The sequence below is a fragment of the Synechococcus sp. R55.4 genome, assembly GCF_047461935.1.
Taxonomy (GTDB): domain Bacteria; phylum Cyanobacteriota; class Cyanobacteriia; order Thermostichales; family Thermostichaceae; genus Thermostichus.
Map to the genome: position 1 here is coordinate 1 of NZ_JANSIF010000061.1, position 20,674 is coordinate 20,674.

18 protein-coding genes and 1 pseudogene are annotated in these 20,674 nt (G+C 59.7%); 9 read left to right on the top strand and 10 right to left on the bottom strand.

The window, feature by feature from the left end:
- Positions 1–182, bottom strand: a pseudogene (locus tag NW842_RS12435) (RNA-guided endonuclease TnpB family protein); the annotation flags it as partial.
- A 184-nt stretch (positions 183–366) separates the two neighbouring features.
- Between NW842_RS12435 and NW842_RS12440 the strand changes: the two are divergent.
- Positions 367–2,169: a glycosyltransferase family 39 protein gene (locus NW842_RS12440; protein ID WP_414418146.1), complete on the top strand. Its 1,803-nt coding sequence runs from the start codon at positions 367–369 to the stop codon at positions 2,167–2,169.
- Between the two features lie 165 nt (positions 2,170–2,334).
- Positions 2,335–3,792 carry a circularly permuted type 2 ATP-grasp protein gene (locus NW842_RS12445; RefSeq protein ID WP_414418147.1) on the top strand — a complete coding sequence of 486 codons (1,458 nt, stop codon included), beginning with the start codon at positions 2,335–2,337 and terminating at the stop codon, positions 3,790–3,792.
- A 21-nt stretch (positions 3,793–3,813) separates the two neighbouring features.
- Here the strand turns inward: NW842_RS12445 and NW842_RS12450 are convergent, their stop codons facing one another.
- From NW842_RS12450 to NW842_RS12470, 5 genes are all read right to left on the bottom strand, one after another.
- A complete protein-coding gene (locus NW842_RS12450) occupies positions 3,814–4,344 on the bottom strand; it encodes a gamma carbonic anhydrase family protein (RefSeq protein WP_414375236.1) in 531 nt (176 codons plus the stop codon).
- A 295-nt stretch (positions 4,345–4,639) separates the two neighbouring features.
- Positions 4,640–5,635: an alpha-E domain-containing protein gene (locus tag NW842_RS12455; protein WP_414375235.1), complete on the bottom strand. Its 996-nt coding sequence runs from the start codon at positions 5,633–5,635 to the stop codon at positions 4,640–4,642.
- A complete protein-coding gene (locus NW842_RS12460) occupies positions 5,629–7,539 on the bottom strand; it encodes a hypothetical protein (RefSeq protein WP_414375233.1) in 1,911 nt (636 codons plus the stop codon). Before NW842_RS12460 ends, NW842_RS12455 begins: the two co-directional genes overlap by 7 nt.
- Positions 7,533–8,084, bottom strand: a complete 552-nt coding sequence (gene moaC / locus NW842_RS12465) for a cyclic pyranopterin monophosphate synthase MoaC (protein ID WP_414375231.1) — start codon at positions 8,082–8,084, stop codon at positions 7,533–7,535. Before moaC ends, NW842_RS12460 begins: the two co-directional genes overlap by 7 nt.
- Positions 8,085–8,176: 92 nt before the next feature.
- Positions 8,177–8,668 (bottom strand): Tic20 family protein, encoded by a 492-nt coding sequence (locus tag NW842_RS12470; protein WP_414375229.1) that lies wholly within the window; start codon positions 8,666–8,668, stop codon positions 8,177–8,179.
- Between the two features lie 305 nt (positions 8,669–8,973).
- Between NW842_RS12470 and NW842_RS12475 the strand changes: the two genes are divergently transcribed.
- From NW842_RS12475 to NW842_RS12485, 3 genes are all read left to right on the top strand, one after another.
- Entirely contained in the window at positions 8,974–9,441 is a 468-nt protein-coding gene (locus NW842_RS12475) for a hypothetical protein (RefSeq protein WP_414375227.1), read from the top strand.
- 268 nt (positions 9,442–9,709) lie between these two features.
- The gene (hemH, locus tag NW842_RS12480) at positions 9,710–10,744 is read left to right on the top strand and encodes a ferrochelatase (protein ID WP_414375241.1); all 1,035 of its coding nucleotides are present in this window, start codon (positions 9,710–9,712) and stop codon (positions 10,742–10,744) included.
- Positions 10,745–10,974: 230 nt separating this feature from the next.
- Entirely contained in the window at positions 10,975–12,333 is a 1,359-nt protein-coding gene (locus NW842_RS12485; RefSeq protein WP_414375225.1) for a CCA tRNA nucleotidyltransferase, read from the top strand.
- On the opposite strand, the gene NW842_RS12490 is transcribed toward NW842_RS12485, so the two are convergent.
- Positions 12,330–13,055: a response regulator gene (locus NW842_RS12490; protein WP_414375224.1), complete on the bottom strand. Its 726-nt coding sequence runs from the start codon at positions 13,053–13,055 to the stop codon at positions 12,330–12,332. The two genes, NW842_RS12485 and NW842_RS12490, sit on opposite strands and share 4 nt — an antisense overlap.
- A 388-nt stretch (positions 13,056–13,443) precedes the next feature.
- Between NW842_RS12490 and NW842_RS12495 the strand changes: the two genes are divergently transcribed.
- From NW842_RS12495 to purH, 4 genes are all read left to right on the top strand, one after another.
- Positions 13,444–14,346 carry a 4-hydroxybenzoate solanesyltransferase gene (locus NW842_RS12495; protein ID WP_414375223.1) on the top strand — a complete coding sequence of 301 codons (903 nt, stop codon included), beginning with the start codon at positions 13,444–13,446 and terminating at the stop codon, positions 14,344–14,346.
- Positions 14,347–14,526: 180 nt separating this feature from the next.
- Positions 14,527–16,044, top strand: coding sequence for a hypothetical protein (locus tag NW842_RS12500; RefSeq protein WP_414375222.1), 1,518 nt, complete (start codon positions 14,527–14,529; stop codon positions 16,042–16,044).
- Between the two features lie 136 nt (positions 16,045–16,180).
- Positions 16,181–16,972, top strand: coding sequence for a serine O-acetyltransferase (cysE, locus tag NW842_RS12505; protein ID WP_414331426.1), 792 nt, complete (start codon positions 16,181–16,183; stop codon positions 16,970–16,972).
- A gap of 152 nt (positions 16,973–17,124) precedes the next feature.
- Positions 17,125–18,858, top strand: coding sequence for a bifunctional phosphoribosylaminoimidazolecarboxamide formyltransferase/IMP cyclohydrolase (purH, locus tag NW842_RS12510; protein ID WP_414418148.1), 1,734 nt, complete (start codon positions 17,125–17,127; stop codon positions 18,856–18,858).
- Between the two features lie 107 nt (positions 18,859–18,965).
- Here the strand turns inward: purH and NW842_RS12515 are convergent, their stop codons facing one another.
- From NW842_RS12515 to rpmI, 3 genes are all read right to left on the bottom strand, one after another.
- Entirely contained in the window at positions 18,966–19,697 is a 732-nt protein-coding gene (locus tag NW842_RS12515) for a transporter substrate-binding domain-containing protein (RefSeq protein WP_041436884.1), read from the bottom strand.
- Positions 19,698–19,776: 79 nt separating this feature from the next.
- Entirely contained in the window at positions 19,777–20,133 is a 357-nt protein-coding gene (rplT, locus tag NW842_RS12520; protein WP_011434388.1) for a 50S ribosomal protein L20, read from the bottom strand.
- Between the two features lie 133 nt (positions 20,134–20,266).
- The gene (gene rpmI, locus NW842_RS12525) at positions 20,267–20,467 is read right to left on the bottom strand and encodes a 50S ribosomal protein L35 (RefSeq protein WP_011434387.1); all 201 of its coding nucleotides are present in this window, start codon (positions 20,465–20,467) and stop codon (positions 20,267–20,269) included.
- Positions 20,468–20,674 lie beyond the last annotated feature (207 nt).

Genomic DNA, 20,674 nt, shown 5'->3' on the forward strand with positions numbered 1-20,674 from the left:
AATCGGGCGCGAATCTCGTAGTAGCAAAGGGATTGCAGTTTGACCGCATTGACGATCTTCTCCGGCGTGTTCTGGTTAACCCAGTTCAGTGCCTGCACAAAGGCATCCATCGTCGCGTCCAATTTAACGGCTTGCGACGGGGACACCTTGAGTTTGCAGGAGATGGTCAGGACTTGGCTCATAAGTTCATTGTACTTCATCAAAGCGCATTCCTCCCGGCACTGACCCTACGGGTACAGTGCGGGGCTCCTGCGATTTCTAGCTGAGTTCTGGTTTTGTCGAGCATCTTGCGCCTGGTAGGCTGAGAGGGATCGATTCGTTCCTGATTCCAGTCGTATCGGTTCTATGGCGGTTTGGGATAGGGTGATGACCTCCCGGCATCTGCCCCTGCTGGGATCCGGCTTGGGCTTGGGGGTAGCCCTGATCCTCTGGTATGGGGTGTTTGGCTACCACGTGCTGCAGATTGGCCTCTGGCTGCTGAGCATCCTGCTGGTGGGGTTGTATTGGGCGCAGTTTTCCCCGGCTCAACCCCCTTGGGATCCGACGCGGCTGCGCTGGCAACAGGAGCTGTTGCACCTGGGGCTGTTGGTGTTGGTCTTTGCCCCGATCTACCTCTACGACCTGCCCAACATCCCTTTTCAGATCAATACTGACGAGATTGTGATCACCTCCATGGCCCGTCGCGCCTCAGGGGTGCGCTATCCCGATATCTTTGGGCTGATGCCGGAGTATTTCTATTTCCCCCGCTTCATGTTCAGCCTCTTCGGCGGCCTGACGCGGCTGATGGGGGGAGTCACGCTGCTCAATGTGCGCACGGTACATGCCGCCTTCGGGGTCGTCACCATTCTGGTGGCCTACGGGTTTTTTCGGGCATTTTGGGGATCCCGGCTGGCTTTGGCGGGGGCGGCCCTCTTGGGATCCAACCACGCCTTGCTGGGCATCAGCCGCATGGCCATGCGGGAAAACCTGATTGTGCTGGTGGAGTGTGCGGCCCTGGCCTTGCTCCTCAAGGGCGTGCGGGAAAAAAATCCCCTGTTGCTCTATCTGGGGGGAGGAGCGGCGGCTTTCTCCCTCTACGGCTATTTGCCGGGGCGGGTGGTGATCCTGCTGGGGTTGCTGTTTGGAGTTCTGTACCTGCTCCTGGGCCGGGAGGATCTCCGAGGAGAAAACAAGCAAGCTAATCCCCTCTGGGTCCTGGCTAAGCTGACGGTGCCCGCGGCGCTGGGCTTTTTTCTGGTGGCTGGGCCCATTCTGGTGGCCACGGTCACAGCACCTGCGGTGAGCGCCGAGTACTCTCGCCAACAATTTCTCTTTTTCCCGGAAGGGCGGGCGTTACAACAGATGTGGGTGAATGCGGCTACGCCAGAGGAGGCGGTCTGGCGCAACATCTTCAACGGCCTCAGCATGTTCAACGACCGCAGCCAACACGACCGAGGCTACATCTATCCCAACTATGGCCACGCTTTTGTGGATCCCTTGACGGGGGCTTTGATCTGGCTGGGGCTGGGATCCGGCCTCTACCGCCTTTTCAAGAAGCGCAGCCAGCCCCACGACTGGCTCTGTATCGGCAGCTTCCTATTTCTCTACCTGCTGTTTAGCTTGGCCATCACCAAAGCCCCCAACTACACCCGCCTGCTGGTGATCCTGCCCTTTGTAGCCTATCTAACCTTGGAAGGGATCCAAGTGCTGGCAGGTCTCCTGGAACGCTGGGGATCCCGGGCCGGGAGTTGGCTGCCGGCGGCGGCGATGGCGGGGGCAATCCTGCTGATTGGGGGGTGGAACCTGGCCATTTTTGGAGACTTTGTCCACAAAGGCTGGACGCAGGGCAATGATGTGGGGGCTACCGGGCGCTATGTGGCAGCTCGCCAAGGGGATCCCGACTACCGCTTCTATCTGGCCGCCAGCGCTGCCTACCCCTATTTCGGCTGGGGGGAACCCCACTATTGGCAAAGCTGGATCCAATTTTTTGCCGGACGGGAACAAAAGGTAGCGGTGTTTTCCCCTGAGGTGTTGCCCATCCAGGCGCTGGAGCCACCGTTTACCCTGTTCATGAACGAGTGGGTATGGGATCAGCAAGGGGCAGAACTGCAACGGCGTTTTCCCAGCGGACGGTTGCACCGGATCCCTGCCGAGCGGGGGCTATGGGCCTTTGAGGTGGCGGATCCCTAGAGCTCCCCCCCTGGTTTGGCCAACCCACTGTTCGCGGGACGGAGTCCTTTCGCGTCAGCGGGACGGAGTCCTTTCTTTTTACCAGGCTAAAAGTAGCTGAAAGCACACTATGCAGATCCAGAGCCCCCAACAGTAGAAGAAGATAGCGTTCCAGGGATCCCAGACGTGCGTTTTGATGCCTACGACCCGGGCGAGGGGTTTTACGACGAGCTGTTTTTGGGGCGTAACCAGCCCCGTCCTGAGGCGATCCCGCTGATTGAGCGCATTCATTCTCTGGAAGAAGGGGAACTGCAGCAGCGGCAAGCGGCAGCACAGGCGGCCCTCTTTCAGATGGGGGTGACCTTCAACGTCTATGGCGATAGCCAGGGCACAGAGCGAATTTTCCCCTTTGACATCATTCCCCGCATCGTCTCGGCTTCCGAGTGGCAGCGGCTGGAGAAGGGTCTCAAGCAGCGCATCCACGCCCTCAACCTGTTCATCGACGATGTTTATCACGACCAGAAAATCCTCAAGGATAGGGTGATCCCTGCCGAGCTGATCGAAACGGCCAAGGGATTTCTGCGGCCCTGTGTGGGGCTCAACCCGCCGGGGAGAATTTGGTGCCACGTCACCGGCACCGACCTGGTGCGGGATCGGGACGGAACTTGGTACGTGCTGGAAGACAACCTGCGCTGTCCGTCGGGAATCTCCTACGTGCTGGAAAATCGGCGGGTGATGAAAAGCACCTTTCCCTCCCTGTTCAACACCATGGGGATCCGCCCGGTGGACGACTACCCTAGCCATTTGTTGGATACTCTGCTTAACCTGGTGCCGCACCTAGCCAACCCAACGGTGGTGGTGCTCACCCCCGGCATCTACAACTCCGCCTACTTCGAGCATTCTTTCCTCGCCCAGCAGATGGGGGTGGAGCTGGTGGAAGGGCGGGATCTGGTGGTGGCCGATGGCTATTTGCAAATGCGCACCACCAAAGGGCTGCAGCGGGTGGATGTGATCTACCGCCGCATCGACGACGACTTCATCGATCCCCTTGCTTTTCGCCCTGATTCCCTCTTGGGGGTACCCGGCCTGTTTGAGGTCTACCGGTCGGGGCGGCTGGCGATCGCCAACGCTTTGGGAACGGGGGTGGCGGACGACAAGGTGATCTACGCCTATGTGCCCCAGATGATCCGCTACTATCTGGGAGAGGAAGCCATTTTGCCCAACGTGCCCACCTACCTCTGCTGGGATCCTAAGGATCAGGCGTACGTACTGGAAAACCTGGACAAGCTGGTGGTGAAGGCAGCCAACGAGTCAGGCGGCTATGGCATGCTGATGGGATCCCAGGCTACACCGGCAGAGCGGTCTGCTTTTGCTGAGAAAATCCGCGCCCAGCCGCGCAACTACATCGCCCAACCCACCCTGTGCCTTTCTCGCGTGCCCACCTTGGTGGATCGGGGAGAAGGCCCCCGTCTAGAACCCTGTCATGTGGACTTGCGGCCCTATATCCTCTACGGCAAAGAGATCTACGTTCACCCAGGGGGGCTGACCCGCGTCGCCCTCAAGAAGGGATCTCTGGTGGTGAACTCCTCCCAGGGGGGCGGCAGCAAAGATACCTGGGTGCTCTGCGCGGATCCCGGCTGTTGAGAGACGGCTTGCAAAATAGGTTCAGAGCCGCTCGCCCGAACCTCTGCTCCACCGGCCAAAGCGGCTGGCATGTTGAAGCGCCAAATCCACGTAGTGCTGGGCGTGAAGGCGCAGTTGCTTGACCTCTTCCTCGGTGAGGGTGCGGATAACCTTAGCCGGGATCCCCGCCGCCAAAGAGCGAGGTGGCACAGACCGGGTGACCACCGCTCCAGCTCCCACCATGCTGCCCGCCCCGATGGTGACCCCGCTCAAGAGAACGGCCCCAATCCCGATCAGACATCCCCCCTCGATGTGGGCACTGTGGATGACCGCTCGATGGCCTACGGTCACTTCCTCGCCAATCAGGGTCGGCTGTCCGGGATCCCCGTGCAGAATGGCTCCATCTTGGATATTGCTGCGGCGGCCAATGACAATGGGCGAGAGATCCCCCCGCAGGATAGCCCCGTACCAAATGCTCACCGCTTCCGCAAGTTGGACATCGCCGATCAGTGTGGCATTGGCGGCAATAAAGGCTGCCTGGTCGATCCCTCTCGGCTGCTGCTCTAACCCCACTTTCCAAACGCCCTTGGCAACGGCTTCTATTTCCCCAATCCTACTGCTACCGGGGGTGCGGCAATTCCAGACCTGCCCCAGCGCTCCGCGCCGCCTCCAGTCCCAGAAAAAGAGAGGAGCCAGGGATCCAGAAAATCAACCCGTCCCTTTGCTCCTGTTTCACCATTGTCAATCCATTGCACAATAGCAATGAGATATAAGCAACACATTTGGCTCATTGTCGATAGCTGTGGAAGCGTTCGTTAGATTAATTTCTAACTCTTGTAGGAGAGGGGCTAGGGGTGAGGGATTTTAGCTAAGCCTGCCGTTGCAGCAGGGGAGAGGATTCAGACGGTTGCAAGGGGCGAATGGCAAAGAAAGTTTCGTAGATGCAATCGCCAACGTGGTTCATTTGTAGCTGCAATTTGTCGAGAAACTCATGTAAGCCCTGCTCCATAATGTCGTCGATGGTCAGGTAGTCCAGCTCAGAACGCAGGCGGCCCAAAGCTCGCTCGCTGGGATCCCGCCAGGTATCGGCTGGGGTGCCGGTGATCTGGTGCAGGGATCGATCTGCGTGAATAAGACAAAACTGAATGGAGCGGGGAAATTGCCGATCCAAAATCAGGAAAGAGGCCACCTCTCTGGGATTGATGCGGTGCTGGCGGCTGTGTTTCCGGTACATTTCATAAGCACTGGCCGACTTCAGCAAAGCAATCCACTGCAACTCATCCAAAGCCGTACCCACATACTGCAGAGAGGGCAGCAAAATAAAATACTTAACATCCAAAATGCGCGCCGTTTTGTCCGCCCGCTCCAAAAGACGGCCAATCTGGCCAAAGTGCCAACCTTCCCCGTGGGTCATGGTGGCATCCATCACCCCGGCGAATAGGTGGCTGGCCAGTTTCACTTCCGTGAAGAAATCATGGAGCTGACTCAGGTGGGGGCCTTGCTGAGCCGCTTCTTTGACCATCAAATAAAAGCGGTTGACCCGCTCCCACATTTCTGAAGAAATGACCTCCCGCACAGAGCGGGCATTTTCCCGCGCCAGCCGCAAACAGGAAAGGATGGAGTTGGGGTAATCCCTATCAAAAGCCAGGAACTGGATGACCGTTTCTTGGGTCGCCTGGCCATAACGCTGGTAAAACAGCTCCTGATCCCCGGTGGTGTAGACAATGGGATCCCACTGCTGGGCGGGACCGCTGGGCAAGTCTAGGATGAGGTTGAGATTGACATCGATGAAGCGGGCGATGTTCTCGGCGCGCTCCACGTAGCGGTTGAGCCAGTAGATGGAATCGGCCACCCGACTCAGCATGCTGTTGCCTCCTCTGGAGTGTCTTGTCTCTGCGCTCCGTTCAAACCCAGCAGGCGGAGCAGCCGCCGCACCTTCACCAGCAGCACCCCCGTCAGGCCGGTCAAGATCCACCCCATCCACTCGGCTGCAGTACCCAGATAGCGCACCTGCACGCGATGATCCCCCGGCGGGATCCGCACCTGCAACAGCCCCACTCCGCTGTGCTCGGCAGATGTGAGGCGACCATCCACCTGTACCCGCCAAGCAGGGTAGTAAAAAGTGCGCAGGACTACCCATCGATCCTGAGCAGTGGGGTTAACGGCCCGAAAACGACGGTAGCCATAGCGCCACTGCTCCACTTCCAACAGTGGCTCCAGATCGCTTTGTTCTCGTCCAAAGTTCACCATGTCGCCTTGCCACCGCAGCAGCGGATCCACCTCTGGGGGCGGCATGGGCAGGGTTGCTTGGCGAGGTCGGTACTCCGGCACATCCACCAGCGCCAGCCCATCGGGAAAGATCCAGTGCCAGTGAAGAAAAGCGATGCCCGGTCGCTGCTGGGGCTCATTGGGAAATGGCTTGGCTGCAGACAGCTCTTGAAAAGTTTGGATGGTCTGGGGGTCAAACCAGGCTCTGGACAAGACCTGCCAGCCCTGCCAGCTTTGTATCCCCATGGCCAGACCTATCCCCACAATCAAGAGGATCCTCAAGCCCTTTTGTCCCCACCCCCAGGCGGCCAGGGATCCCAAAAGCCAGGGCACCGTTACTGATGTCACCGCCATCCAGCGCCAAGAAAACTGAATGCGGCGCAGGGGCAAAATCCACTCGTAGAGCCAACCCAGCAAATCCGTCATCATCAGCAAGGCCACCAAGCTGGCCCCCAAGCTGTAGAGCAGGATCGCTTTGGCCAGGGGAGCATGGGATCCCAAGGCATCAAAGGACTCCGTCTCGTTAGCGCGAACGGAATGGATCGGGGTCATCCCCCTTGTCCTGCGGGCCAGCCATTCCCAGAAAACCAGGATCCCAGCACCCAAGACAACGGCCACCATCCAGATCCAGTACCCCACCAGGCCGCTCTCAAACCAGTGCTGCGTCAGTTGTGGCTGGAGCCGGGTCAGCCCACTCAGCATCAGGCGATGTTGGGGCATGTACTCTTCGACAAAATTCACCAACTCCACCTGGATGAGGCGCTGATCCCAAAAGGCTGGCAGCAGATAAAACGCCGTCCACCCCAGCCCCAGCCCAAACCCCAAGTAGCAGCGCCCCACCCTGGGCCAGAGGGGATCCCAGCGGCCCAGCACCCAAGGCAGAGGCAGCCAAGTTAGCGTAAAGACCAGCAAAGTGGGCAAGTGAGATAGGGCCAACAGGCCGTAGCTAATGGCTAAGGCCACAATCGGCCAAAGGGACTGGGGCCGGCAGATCACCTGGACTGAGGCCCAGAAAATCCAGGGGGAGACAGCAATGGCCCACACTTCCCCCATTGCCCCCCGTTGATAGATATCCACCAGCCAATAGGGGCCGGCCATACCCGCCAGAGCCAAAACCAGGGCCAGAGCCCAGGGGATGAGTTGCCGGAGAAGGGCATACAGCCCTGTCCCGAAGACCGCCATTGCCAAGCCCATGCTGGCCACCAAAGAGGTGGGCATGTCCAGCTCCAGCAGGCGAAACGGCAGAGGGGCCACCATGCACAGAGGGGGGTAAAAGGCAAAGGTAGGATTGCCGTAGCCGAAGTTGGAATACTCCAGCCAGCGGGGGTAAAACTGCCCGCTGAAAAACTGTCGTTGATACTGAAAGGCCCAACTGAGGTTGAAGTGAGTGGAGTGAGTCATGGGATAGCCCTGGTGCAGCATGGGCCAGAGCAGCACCCCAATGCCCACCAACAACCCTAGCCCAACACCCCTCTCTGGTTGTTGCAAAGCTTTCAGCATTTCTCGGCGTTATCCCGATCCTCTACCTCGAAGGGCCCAGACTTCCCCCCATACTTGCGCAACAGCCGGATGTGTTCGATCACCATCGTCTTTTCCAGGGCCTTGGCCATGTCGTACAGGGTGAGGGCGGCCACGGAAACAGCCGTCAGAGCCTCCATCTCCACCCCTGTTTGGGCGTTGGTTTTTACTGTAGCGGTGATCAGAAAGCCGGGCAGATGGGGATCCGGATTCAGATCCACGGTGACGCTGCTCAAGGGGAGAGGATGACACAGCGGGATCAGATCAGCGGTGCGCTTGGCAGCCATGATCCCGGCCAGCCGGGCTGTTTCCACCACATTCCCTTTGGGCCCTTGACCGGCCAAGATGGTCTGCAAAGTCGTTTCTGACATGCGTACCTGTCCTTGGGCAGTGGCCAAGCGGGCAACCATGGGCTTGTGTCCCACTTCCACCATTTGTGCTCGGCCAGAGGCGTCCAGGTGGGTGAGGGCTTGCCCAACAAAGGACTCTGTCCTGCTGGCGCGACTAGAACTCGAATCCGATGGCACCCCGGCCTCCCACAATCCTTGAGAGCTGAAGAGTTGGCTTAGGCTCCGATGAGGTCGGCAAATCGGCAACCAGACCCGCAGGGACTTGACAACTAGTAGCGAATCCAGGCATAGGCGGCATCAGAGAGCACCGGCACCTCGGCGTAGTGGCCGCGAATGTTTTGCACCCAGGCGTAGACGGTGATGGCAATCACCCCCAAGAGAGCCGTGGTGGCCAAAATGCTGACCATCGCTGCCAGGCCAAGGCTGCCGAAGAGCATGCCAAACGCCTGCATCAGCACCTGCACCAAGAACAAGGCAATGTTGAGCAACAGCGCCTGGATGGTGTTGAAGCGAACAAAATGGGCTACGCGGGTGTTGCGGATCACCAGGAACAGGAGAGCCAAAAACACCCCCATTCCCAGCCAGCCCGTGGCCAGGGGCACCAGACGAAATAGGGGCGCAAAAATGGGGATCAGCCCTGGCAAAGATTGAAACAGCCCAGAGGGCAAAAAGCCCAAGGGCAGAGCCGATACCAAAGGCAGAAGGTAGGGAAGGGATCCCCACAGCCGATTGATGGGAGTGATGTCGCCGCGCCAGGTCATAATCCGTCGATCCCCATAGGTGCAATGGTTACTGGAGCTGGCTTGTCGGTGCGCTTCTGGGATCCCCGCAAGCTACAGGTCGGAAAGAGAAAGCAACACCCAAGCCTTGGGCCTATTGTAGTCGATGGATTTGGGTGGCTCAACGCGCTTGGCCGCAAGCTGGCTTCTGCTTTCCAGTGAGCAGAAAAACTGGAGGCCAAAACGTTCAGAGTGAGCGCTCCGATGAATCCAGGCTGATATAATCAACGGCAAATTCTGGCTGCATCACCGGTTTTTCAGGTTCTCTACATTTTTCAGCTTCCACCATGAAGATTTCATCGTCTCCCGCTGCTCGCATCGTCGGAGCTTTTGTCTGGCAAGTTTGGTCTGGGCTGATGGGTTTTCTCAACGACCGTCTGTTGCCGGAGCGCTATTACATTCGGCCCGAAGCTTTGCCGGAGTGGATTGCCCAGGTGTGGGCAGGCTATCTGCGCTATCGGGAAACCTCTCGTCCGGGGGCGATCCAGTTTCGCGGCTTGACGGTGGATCCCAGCCGAGATCTGCGCTCAGCTCACCTCGGATCCCGTCCGCTCCGCTACCGCGGCTGCCCCATGGAGACGGTTGCCCGACCTGGGGATCCCTCTCCTGCCGTCCAACCCATCCCTGAAAAGGCTTTTGTGCCCCCCTACTGGAAACTCCTCAATACGCTGCGCTTGAAGTTGAGCCTGGCCGATGTCGATTGCTATCCGGTCACTCCGGCCCTGCAGCGGGTTTACCGAGGTCGAGAGTTTTAACACCGCTCTGCTGCTCTGCACGACAGTGGAGTTTTAAGGCTGGGGATCCCCTTGTGGGCGGGGATCCCTTTTTGGACTTTGTTCGCGACAGCGGGACGGAGTCTCCGGATTGGACTTGTAGGTTTGGGTGTGGGTGGTTTCTCCTGAGGGGAAAGCTGAGAAAGACTGCAAAAAAACTTAAGGTCACTTTCCCGCTGGGGGATAAGAGCCCCTACAGTGGATAAAGAAGAACATGGTGCTCCGCACCGCCAACGCAATGAGCCTTGTTATGTCCAAAAGCGGCATGCTCCTACTGAACTTGGGGGGGCCAGAGGCCCAGGCCGATGTGCAGCCCTTTCTTTACAATCTGTTTGCCGATCCCGAGCTGATCCGGCTGCCGTTTCCCTTCTTGCAGCGGGCCTTCGCCTGGGCCATCTCCACACTGCGGGCCGAAAAATCCCGCCGCAACTACGCGGCCATTGGGGGGGGATCCCCCTTGCGGCGCATTACTGCTGAGCAAGCGCGAGAACTGCAGGCCCACCTGGTGGCTGAGGGCTATGACGTGCCGGTGTATGTTGCCATGCGCTACTGGCATCCGTTGATCGAGTCGGTGGTGCAGCAGATCAAGTCGGATGGGATCACCCGCTTGGTGGTGCTGCCGCTCTACCCGCAGTATTCCATCAGCACGACGGGATCCAGCTTTAAGCTGCTGGATCGGCTCTGGGCTGAAGATCCGGAGCTGGCATGCATCGAGCGCTGCCAGATCTACTCCTGGTACGATCAGCCTCAGTACGTGCAGGCGATGGCCAGAGCAATTCGGGAACAGTTGGATAGATTTGCCGAGCCCGAAGGGGTGCATGTGCTGTTCAGCGCCCATGGCATTCCCGAAAGCTATGTCACCGAGGCCGGGGATCCCTACCAACGGGAAATGGAAGCCTGCGTGCGGCTGATCTGGAAGCAGGTGGGACGCCCCAATGACCACACCCTCTCCTATCAAAGCCGGGTGGGTTCGGTGCGGTGGCTGCAACCCTATACCGAACGGGTCATCCTGGAGTTGGGATCCCGAGGTGTGAAGCAGTTGCTGGTGGTGCCGATTAGCTTTGTGTCGGAGCACATCGAGACCCTGCAGGAGATTGACATCGAGTATCGGGAACTGGCCCATCGAGCTGGGATTGCCGATTTTCGCCGTGTGCCCGCCTTAAATACCGACCCTCTGTTCATTGCTGGCTTGGCGGCGCTGGTGCGGCCTCATCTGCTCACTCCGGGCTTGGCAGCTCCTGCCTTTGTCCCTGCTGCTGTGGGCAGCTCGCTGCTGGAGCGGTAGGGAAAAACTCCGGGCATTTTATGAACGCTGACGCGACCAGACGAGGGCGCTGCCTGCACATCCATAAGCAATCCCCCCTCAAGAGAGAAAAGAGCAGAGAGCAAAGAGAGCGTATCCTCACTTCTCACCTCTCACTTCTCAATCCTCACTTCTCACTCCTCTCGTTGCTCCGCACCGCTGACGCGAACAGGAAGTCTTGATTAGGAATGACCCTAGGCCCGAGGAAAGCCTTGCTGACGAAGTGGCTGCTGACCTATTTCTACCAATGGCTGCCTTTCCCCCAAGAGTGGCTGCCGCAGGAAAGCTATTGGGTAGGGGGATCCCTGCGGGATGCTTACCTGGCTTGGCTGCAGGGCCGTGCTGCTGGGGATCCCGCTCGCGACGGTGGGATGGAGTCCTCAGCGTCGGTGGATTTGGACCTGATGTGCGCTGTGGATCCCGTGGGCTGGGCAGCGGCAGTGGCACGGCGGTTGGGGGCGGGCTTTGTGGTGTTGGATCCCGAACGGCAGATTGCCCGCATTGTGTTGGCAAAGTTGACCGTGGACGTGGGGCTGCAGGCGGGATCCACCCCTGAGGAGGATCTGAGGCAGCGGGACTTCACCTGCAATGCCCTGGCCTTGGATCTGCAACGGGAGCAACTGCTGGATCCCACAGGCGGACAAGCCGATATTCGCCAGAGCCGGATGCGCATGATCCACCCCGACAACCTCAGTGCTGATCCGGTGCGGCTGTTGCGGGGTTATCGACAGGCGGCTCAGCTGGGGTTTGTGCTGGATCCGGCTACGCAAGAGGCAATCCGGGAGCGGGCCCCCCTTTTGGCCAACGTGGCGGCAGAACGGGTGCGGGCAGAGGTAGTGGCCCTCTTGGAGGCAGGGATCCCAGGGCTGGCTCACCTACAGGGGGCGGTGGCGGCGGGGTTGCTGCAGGCTTGGCTGCCCCACCTGAAGCCGGAAAGTCCGGGCTTCCCTCAAGCTCAGGCCGTGTGGGAGTGGGCCGGGCGCTGGCAACCGCTCTATCCCCGCACGCTGGCAGAGCTGGCCCAGCCCTTGACATCCTCACGCGAAGGGCGCGGCAGGCTGTTGGCAGTGGTGCTGGCGGCCTTGTTGTGGGATCCAGCGGGAACTGAGGACTCTGTCTTGCTGACGCGAACGGCAGAAAGGGTGGAAACCGAGCTGGAGCGGCTGCGCTTCAGCCGAGCGGAAATGCGGGCCATCCAAAAGCTACACCATCTTCTGCCTCAGCTTCAGCTTCTCCTGACGGACTCCCCCACCCCTGCGCAACAGTGGCGGCTTTACCAACAGGCGGGATCCCTGTTCGGTGGCCTGGCGCTGTTGGCGGTGGCTACGGGCGGCGACCCTCAAAAGCTGGAGTCTTGGCTCAAACGCTACGAAGACCCCCAGGATCCCCTGGCCCATCTGGTGCCCCTGCTGGATGGCCGCGATCTGCTGCACAGCTTGGGGGCCAAACCCGGCCCCTGGGTAGGCCAGTTGCTGCAAGACCTCCAGGAGGCGCAGGCTTGGGGGCAGATTCAAACTCGTGCCGAGGCGCTCTCTTTTGCCCGCCGGTGGCGTGGCCAGCAAAAAGACTAGCCGAAGCGATAGCCGAAGCCGCGCACCGTCACCAAATACTCTGGGTTGCTGGGATCCAGCTCCAATTTTTCCCGCAGCCAGCGGATATGTACATCGACGGTCTTGCTGTCGCCCATGAAGTCGGATCCCCAGATGCGCTCCAGAAGCTGTTCCCGCGTCCAAACGCGGCGGGGATTGGACATAAACAGCTCCAACAGGCGAAATTCCTTGGGGGAAAAACTCACCTCAACGCCCCGCACCAACACGCGGCACTCCTGGGTAAACATACACAGATCCCCGTAGCGGAGCACCGTGGCATCGCTGGCTTGGGCCAGTTGTTGCCGACGCAACACCGAACGACAGCGGGCGATCAGCTCCCGCATACCAAAGGGCTTGGTCAGATAATCGTCGGCCCCCAGTTCCAAGCCCACCACCCGGTCGGTTTCGCTACTTTTGGCCGTCAACATCAAGATGGGAATCGTGTTGCCCTCCCTGCGCAGCAGCCTGCATAGATCCAAACCGTTCAAGCTGGGCAACATCAAATCCAGGATCATCAAATCCAGCCGCTCAGCCGTATGTACCACCTCAAGGGCTTGCCGACCATCGGCGGCCTGTAAAACTTGATATCCCTGTTCTTCTAAAGCCAGGGCAACCGTTTCCCGAATGGCATCCTCGTCCTCCACCACCAGCAGGGTCTCCAGATGGGAAGCAGCTTCCTTGGCTTGAGGAAGTGGACCGGTCATGGAGAGGGTTGCTTCCATACAGAACTCCGTTGCGCCTGCACGCAAGTGCTCCGCACCGCCGTCACGAACGCGGAAGCGTCACGTAGCGATAACAGCCTCACAGGGTGAGAAGGGCAAGTGCCGCCACCGTCAACAGCAGCCCCCCGATAGGATATCAAACTTCCAGGGCAGGCCAATAAAGAGAACAGGGGCGGACTGACTTGCACAGGGCCTTGAGACGGCGAATGGAACCGAAAGGATTCCAAAAACCTGCAATTCAGGATGATTTAAGATCTCTAATGTGGAGCCGCCCCTACCCACGCCTCATGGTGCTCTGCACCCCTCCCGCGAACGGCAACTCACGCTTTAAGGACTCCGTCCCGCTGTCGCGATTGGCCGGAAACCGGTTATGTCTGCTTCCCCTTCTGCACTCTGGGCCACTGGCGGAGCCATTCTGCGGCTGTTGCGCTGGCATAAGCCGGCAGGGCGATTGATTTTGATGATCCCGGCTCTGTGGGGAGCTTTTTTGGCCGGACGGGGAACACCCCCTTGGCCGTTGGTCGGGATCATCATTTTGGGCAGCCTGGCTGCCAGTGGGGCAGGCTGTGTCATCAACGATCTTTGGGATCGAGATTTGGATCCGCTGGTGGAGCGCACCCGCCATCGCCCGTTGGCCAGTCGGGAGTTGACCGTTGGCGTCGGGATCCTGATGGCGCTGGTGAGTTTGGCCTGTGCGGCAGGGCTGGCGCTTTTCCTCAACCCGGTCAGTTTTGCCCTCTGTGTGGCGGCGGTGCCGGTAATTCTGCTCTATCCAGGGGCCAAGCGGGTGTTTCCGGTGCCGCAGTTGGTGCTGGCTCTGGCGTGGGGATTTGCCGTGCTCATCAGTTGGACGGCGGTGAGCGGCCAAGATGCCAACACCCCTCTGTGGGAAGAGGGGCTGGGCTGGCTGTGGCTGGCCACGGTGTTGTGGACACTGGGATTTGATACCGTCTATGCTCTTGCGGATCGGGAGGACGATGAGCGGGCCGGGATCCATTCCAGCGCCCGTTTTTTCGGGCAGCGGACGCCGACGGCGGTAGGGCTATTTTTTTTGGGCACTGCCATCGCGCTGTTGGGGGTAGGCCTCAGCCTACGGTTGCATGGAGTTTATTTTGTCAGCTTGGCCATCGTCACTGTCCTCTGGGGCCGGCAAACCTGGCAGCTCCACCAAAGGAATGCCTCTCCCACCTTGTACCTGGCCATCTTCGGCCAAAATGTGGTGCAAGGGTTTATTCTGCTGGCGGGGATGATCGGCGGGTCCCTGCTGGCCTGAGGGATCCCCTGGCCTCTCGCATGGCCAGATGCCTCTCTGAAGAACGCCTTGCCCCTCAGCCGACGCTGGGGCTGCCTCTTTGGGAAGGGATCCCGACAAATCTCCGGACTGGCAGGAATCGGCCCAGGGCCATGGGCAAACGGTAGAATGAGACGATTAATTGCAGGATCCCAGCCTCCGATGGCCCCACTAAGCGGCGGTGAGCCTCCCTATGACATCCTTATCCTCTCAAACGGCCCTGGAGAGCTGACCACCTGGGTGCGTCCGGTGGTGATGGAATTGCGCCAGCAACTGCCTCAGGCACGCCTCTCCCTGGTGCTGTCCCCCTGCCCCCATGCTTCCGGGCAAGAGATGAAGGTAGCGCAAGCGTTCGTCGACGTGGATCGGGTGCAGGATCCCGATTTTTTTCTGGCTTTTTTGCTTACTGGCCAAACCGAAGAAGCCTGGAATTGGGCCAAGCGAGGGGTGGTGCTGTTTCTGGGGGGGGATCAGTTTTTTGCCGTCTGGATTGCTCGCCGCTTGCGCTATCGGCTGGTGGTCTATGCTGAGCATCAACCCCGTTGGCGGCCTTGGGTACATGCTTTCGCCGTGCGAACCGAGGCAATCAAACGCCGCTACGATGGCGGACGGCTGCTGGGCCACCCTTGGGCCCACAAAATGCACGTTGTCGGGGATTTGATGGCGGATGGCGTAGCCAGCGCTGTCTATTTGCCGGGGGTGCCCCTTTCCGGCTGGCTTGGCAGCAGATCTCCTGCCGCTGCCTCCAAACCCACGGCAGGCTTTTCTTCCCCAACCCAAGCCTTTGGCCTGCTCCAAGATGCATCTCCCAGCTCCATCGGCGAGGGGGAGCCTGTAAGAACTGCGCCAGAGAGAGTGGGGAACCGCTTCACCGATCGCGTAAGCGGGCCGGAGGCCTTTGAAGAATTGCTACCGCGCGGCTGGCAGCGTCTGAGCGATGAGAACCGCACCCACTATCAGGTGGGGCTGCTCCCAGGCTCCAAGCCAGCCAAGCTCTCCTTGGGGGTGCCATTGGTGCTGGCTGTGGCCGATGAGCTGCGACAGATGCTGCCGAATGTCCGCTTTGTGATCCCGGTGGCCCCAGGACAAACCCCCCAGTCGTTGGCAGCCTATGCCCATCCCAAGCTCAATCCCGATATGGCTTTGATCTATGGCACCTCAGCCATTCTGGAGCAGACCAATCTGGGATCCCAGTTTGTTACCCCCTTTGGCAGCACGGTGCAATTGTGGACAAGCTTCCCTGCCTATTCTGTGCTGGCCAACTGTGATCTCTGTCTGACCACCATTGGCGCCAACACCGCCGAGCTGGCCTATTTGGGGGTGCCGATGGTTGTGGTGATCCCTACCAACAAGCTGGAGGCAATGCGCGCCTGGGATGGGATCCTCGGCCTGTTGGCCCACCTTCCAGGCTTGGGCACTTGGCTGGCCCGCGCCGTCAACAGAATTGCTCTGCGTTGGCTAGGTCACTTGGCTTGGCCGAACATCTGGGCAGGGCGAGAGGTGGTACCGGAGTTGCGGGGCCACTTGCGCCCGGTGGCCGTGGCCGCACAAATGCGAGTTCTGTTGGAAGATCCCCAGCGCCGTCAGCAAATGCAGACAGAACTGCAGCGGCTGGGGGGAAGGCCGGGAGCCGCGCAAGCCATTGGAGAACTGGTGGCTCAGCAGTTGAGTAAAGGCTAGGGCAGAAGGCAATTTGCTTGAGCTCGACCCAGTGGAGAGTTGCGCGAGGAGCTCCCTTGGCGCGATTGGAGATCTCTCCTTGCTGCCGGCAAAAAGTGCTAAAAGGGGAGTGGAGGTTCCTAAACGGAGACCATTCATGCTGACGGAGGCCGAGCAGTCGGCGGTGGAAAGCCCCAAAACGGGGGAGGGCAATTCTCTCCCTGCTGGCAAGCCGGAGCCAAAACTGGGGTTCTGGCAGCAATTTTGGGAGGATGTTGATTGTGTCTTCGATCGGGATCCGGCAGCACGCAATCGCTGGGAGGTCATCTTCACTTATCCCGGTGTGCATGCTCTGTTTTTGCACCGCATCGCCCACTGGCTGTGGAAACGGCGCTGGTTTTTCCTAGCGCGGCTGCTCAGCTTCTTGGCTCGTTCTTTCACATTGATTGAAATCCACCCGGCAGCCAAGATTGGGCGGCGCTTTTTCATTGACCACGGCTGTGGGGTGGTGATCGGTGAGACGGCAGAAATTGGCGATGATGTTACCCTCTACCACGGGGTCACCTTGGGGGGTACCTCTTGGAACAAGGGCAAACGTCATCCCACCCTGGAAAATGGGGTGATTGTCGGCACGGGGGCAAAGATTCTGGGGCCGGTTCGCATTGGGGAAAAAGCTCGTATCGGAGCCAACGCGGTCGTGATTCAGGATGTAGCTCCCGGCATGACGGTGGTTGGGATCCCAGGCCGTGCGGTCATCCCGCCCCATCAGCGCCGCATCCCCGCCCATGGCATTGACCTGGATCACCATCTCATGCCTGACCCAGTGGGACGGGCTATCGAACAGTTGCTGCACCGTATCCAAGATCTGGAAGCCCAGGTGGCCCGCCTTAACCGGGAGCGGGAACAGGTCCGGCAGGATCAGGTGAGAGGCGAAGCAGAATATTCCTGATCCGTCCTGCTGATGCGAACGATCTGAAGATTTGTCTGAACCAGGTGGCTGGACAAGAGGGTCCAGCTTTCGGGGTATGCTGTGAGAGCGCTGGGCTGGGTATCCCGGCCAGCTTTTTCCTCTGGGCCCTTCTCTACTGGATAACGCCTCCAATGCCCCTTGCTACTGCGCAACGCTGTCGCGAACAGGATTCTGTACCGTTGGCTTTGTTGAGTGTATCCGACAAAACCGGACTGATCCCGCTGGCCCAGTCCCTCGTGCAAGAGCATGGCTTTCAACTGCTCAGCAGTGGGGGAACCGCCAAGGCGCTCTCAGAAGCTGGGATCCCGGTCACCCCTGTCTCTGCCCACACTGGCGCGCCGGAAATCTTGGGGGGAAGGGTGAAGACGCTGCACCCCCGCATCCACGGCGGCATTTTGGCCCGCCTGGAATGCAGCGAAGACCGGGCAGACCTAGAGGCGCTGGGGATCCCTCCCATCCAACTGGTGGTGGTCAACTTCTACCCTTTTGAACAGACAGTGGCCCAGGCAGGAGTGTCTCTGGAGGAAGCTTTTGAGCAGATCGATATCGGCGGGCCCACTTTGGCGCGGGCGGCAGCCAAAAATTATCCCTACGTTACGGTGCTGACGGATCCCAGCCAGTACCCCCAGTATTTGCAACTGCTCTCCGGGGCCTATGGGGAAACAGAGCGGCTGGCGTTTCGCTTCCAGTGTGCTCGTCGGGCCTTTGAGCAGGTGCTGGCCTACGACCGCGCCATCGTCACCTACCTGGCTCGCCTGGAGCTAGCAGGTCCCTCCCAGTCCTCCGCAGCTGCCGCTGAAGACAGGTTTCAACTGCAAGGGATCCTGTGGCAACGCCTGCGCTACGGGGAAAATCCCCATCAAGCTGCCACTTGGTATGTGACGGATCCGGCTGCCCCCGGCTGGCACCGGGCTAAGCAGTTGCAGGGGAAGGAGCTGAGCTACAACAACCTGCTGGATCTGGAGGCGGCCCGTGCCCTGGCGGCAGAGTTAACCTTGTTACTCCGCAATGCTGATGCGACGCGGCCCACTGACGGGAAGGGCTCTGTGTCTTCTGGCTCTGCTCGGAGGGAGTTCTTGCAACCTGAACAAGCGGTGGCGGTGGTGGTTAAGCACAACAACCCCTGTGGGGTGGCTCTGCGCCCCTCTCTGACTGCTGCCTTGGAGGCCGCGCTGGCTGCCGACCCGGTTTCTGCCTTTGGGGGCATCGTCGCCCTCAACCAAACTTTGGATCGGGAGACCGCCCGGCGGCTGGTAGAGCCTTTTCTGGAGTGTGTGGTGGCTCCCAATTGTACCCCGGAGGCGGCTGAGCTGCTGTCGGCCAAAAAGAACTTGCGGGTCTTGGTCTTGCCGGACTTGTGCGTGGGGCCTGCACAGACAATCCGCACCATAGCCGGGGGCTTTCTGGTGCAGGATGCCGACTCACCTGTTGTGCCGCAACGCTGTCGCGATCAGGGACTGACGCAAACCGACAGCCCCCCCTCTTGGCAAGTGGTCACCCAACGCCAGCCCACCCCCGCAGAATGGGCAGATCTGGAGTTTGCCTGGATAGTTTGCAAACATGTGAAATCCAACGCCATTGTCGTTGCCAAGCAGGGACAGACGCTTGGCATCGGAGCCGGGCAGATGAATCGGGTGGGGGCAGTGGAGATCGCCCTCAAGCAGGCGGGATCCCAGGCGGCAGGGGCTGTTTTGGCCAGCGATGGCTTTTTCCCCTTTGCCGACAGTGTGGAGATGGCTGCCCGAGCAGGGATCCGCGCCATCATTCAGCCGGGAGGGAGCATTCGGGATCCCGATTCCATCGCTGCTGCCAACGCTGCCGGTATCGCCATGGTTTGCACCGGCATACGTCACTTTCTGCACTGAGCCTGCCTCTCGGGAGAGAAGAGAGCGGGGAAGAGTGAGAAGGGAGTATCCTTACTCCTCACTTCTCTTTCCTCACTTCTCACTCCTCACTGTTGCTCCGCAACGCTCTAGGGCAACCCCCAGGCTCTGGCCCGCTCTGCCAGCCAGCCCTCAGCCCGCAAATTCTCCAGTTCTCGGCGCACCCGCAGCCGCAATTCGGCGTGCTGCAGCCCCTTGGGCATGGCAATGCCCAGCCCCACCGTTGCCAAGGGGGATCCCAGAAATTGAAACTGTTGCTCCGCAGCGCTTTCGCGACGGGGATGCTCTGCTAGCCACCCTGCCAGCACCGAGCGATCTGCTGCCCACCCCTGCACCGCCCCTTTCAGGAGCAGTTCCGCCCCTTCTCGGTAGGAATCGACAGGCACCAACTCCACCCCTGGCAGGTATCGATTCAGCAGGGGAATGGCGCTGGAACCGCGCAAGACTGCAACGCGACCGCCCCGCAAGTCCGACCAGCTTTCCCAGTTGTGGGAACGAGCCACAACCAAGCTGGGGCCATCCTGATAGTAAGCAGAAGTGAACTCCACCTGGCGCGCCCGATCGGGTGTAATGCCGATCTGAGCAATGGCCAAATCCACCTGGCCGTCAGCCAGCACCTGCAGCCGCTCTACATTCGAGACCGGCACCAACTCCACAGCCTCTGCCGAGCCCAACAGCCGGGATCCCAGCTCACAAGCCAGCTCGATCTCAAACCCCTGCAGATCCCCTTGGGGAGTGCGAAACCCCAGCGGCCTCAAGTTGTCTTTTACGGCAACGCGCAGCCGTCCAGAATCCACAATCTCCGGCCAAGGACGAGCCACAGTAGGGATCCCTCTCCCCAGGCAGGCGAGGGCCAGAATGGCTGCCAGGAAGGACTTCTGGATAGCCGTCGGAACCTCCTCAGGAGGCGCGAGACTGGCGCGCTGCCTCCACCACCTGGGTAAAGGCCTCTGGATCCAGGAAAGCCAAGCGGGCCAACATTTTGCGGTTGAGCTGGATATTGGCTTTTTTGAGACCATCGATGAACTCGTGGTAACGCAGGCCCTGGGCACGGGTGGCCGCGTTGATGCGGGTAATCCATAGGCGACGAAAATCCCGCTTCTTGCGGCGGCGATCCCGGTAGGCGCTGCGCAAAGCCTTCATCACCTGCTGGTTGGCGGTGCGGAACAGCTTTGAACCAGCTCCCCGAAAGCCTTTGGCCAGCTTGAGGATCTTTTTGCGGCGCTTGCGGGCGACATTGCCCCGTTTGACTCTCATGGCAGTAACTCAATAGGAACTTGAACAAACTCAAACTGAAGGGTAGAAGCACTCCGTCCTGCTAACGGGATCGGAACTGCTGTCGCCAATGCCAGCCCCTGAAATCTTCTTGCCGGCGCGAGCGGGATCCCGGCTAGTGGGTGTTGGGCAACATCAGGCGCACATTGACCACATCCCGCTTGTCCACCAGGGCCACACCGGCCAATTTGCGTTTGCGCTTGCTGGTTTTGTGCTCCAGCAAGTGGTTGTGCCCGGCCCTGCGACGCATAAACTTGCCGCTGCCGGTCAGGCGGAAGCGCTTGGCTGCTGCCTTGCGGGTTTTGATTTTGGGCATGATGACAACCCCAGAATATGCGGGGCCAGAGCTAAAGGTCACAGCTTTCTAGGATAAGCCATAGAAGAACAAGAGGGCAAATGCCAAGGTTCGTCCCGCTGAGGCAAGGGAAAGGGGTCGAGAAACTCTCAGGAGCATGCCTCTAACCCCCAAAACCCTGAACTTTGCTGAATTTACTGAGCTTTAGGCGGTTTGGCAAAAGTCATT

Excerpts from the sequence above, each read along its gene's own strand:
- NW842_RS12440 (WP_414418146.1), top strand. The coding sequence starts at position 367 with ATGACCTCCCGGCATCTGCCCCTGCTGGGATCCGGCTTGGGCTTGGGG.
- NW842_RS12455 (WP_414375235.1), bottom strand. The coding sequence starts at position 5,635 with ATGCTGAGTCGGGTGGCCGATTCCATCTACTGGCTCAACCGCTACGTG.
- NW842_RS12460 (WP_414375233.1), bottom strand. The coding sequence starts at position 7,539 with ATGCTGAAAGCTTTGCAACAACCAGAGAGGGGTGTTGGGCTAGGGTTG.
- NW842_RS12470 (WP_414375229.1), bottom strand. The coding sequence starts at position 8,668 with ATGACCTGGCGCGGCGACATCACTCCCATCAATCGGCTGTGGGGATCC.
- NW842_RS12475 (WP_414375227.1), top strand. The coding sequence starts at position 8,974 with ATGAAGATTTCATCGTCTCCCGCTGCTCGCATCGTCGGAGCTTTTGTC.
- hemH (WP_414375241.1), top strand. The coding sequence starts at position 9,710 with ATGTCCAAAAGCGGCATGCTCCTACTGAACTTGGGGGGGCCAGAGGCC.
- NW842_RS12490 (WP_414375224.1), bottom strand. The coding sequence starts at position 13,055 with ATGACCGGTCCACTTCCTCAAGCCAAGGAAGCTGCTTCCCATCTGGAG.
- NW842_RS12495 (WP_414375223.1), top strand. The coding sequence starts at position 13,444 with ATGTCTGCTTCCCCTTCTGCACTCTGGGCCACTGGCGGAGCCATTCTG.
- NW842_RS12500 (WP_414375222.1), top strand. The coding sequence starts at position 14,527 with ATGGCCCCACTAAGCGGCGGTGAGCCTCCCTATGACATCCTTATCCTC.
- cysE (WP_414331426.1), top strand. The coding sequence starts at position 16,181 with ATGCTGACGGAGGCCGAGCAGTCGGCGGTGGAAAGCCCCAAAACGGGG.
- purH (WP_414418148.1), top strand. The coding sequence starts at position 17,125 with ATGCCCCTTGCTACTGCGCAACGCTGTCGCGAACAGGATTCTGTACCG.
- rplT (WP_011434388.1), bottom strand. The coding sequence starts at position 20,133 with ATGAGAGTCAAACGGGGCAATGTCGCCCGCAAGCGCCGCAAAAAGATC.
- rpmI (WP_011434387.1), bottom strand. The coding sequence starts at position 20,467 with ATGCCCAAAATCAAAACCCGCAAGGCAGCAGCCAAGCGCTTCCGCCTG.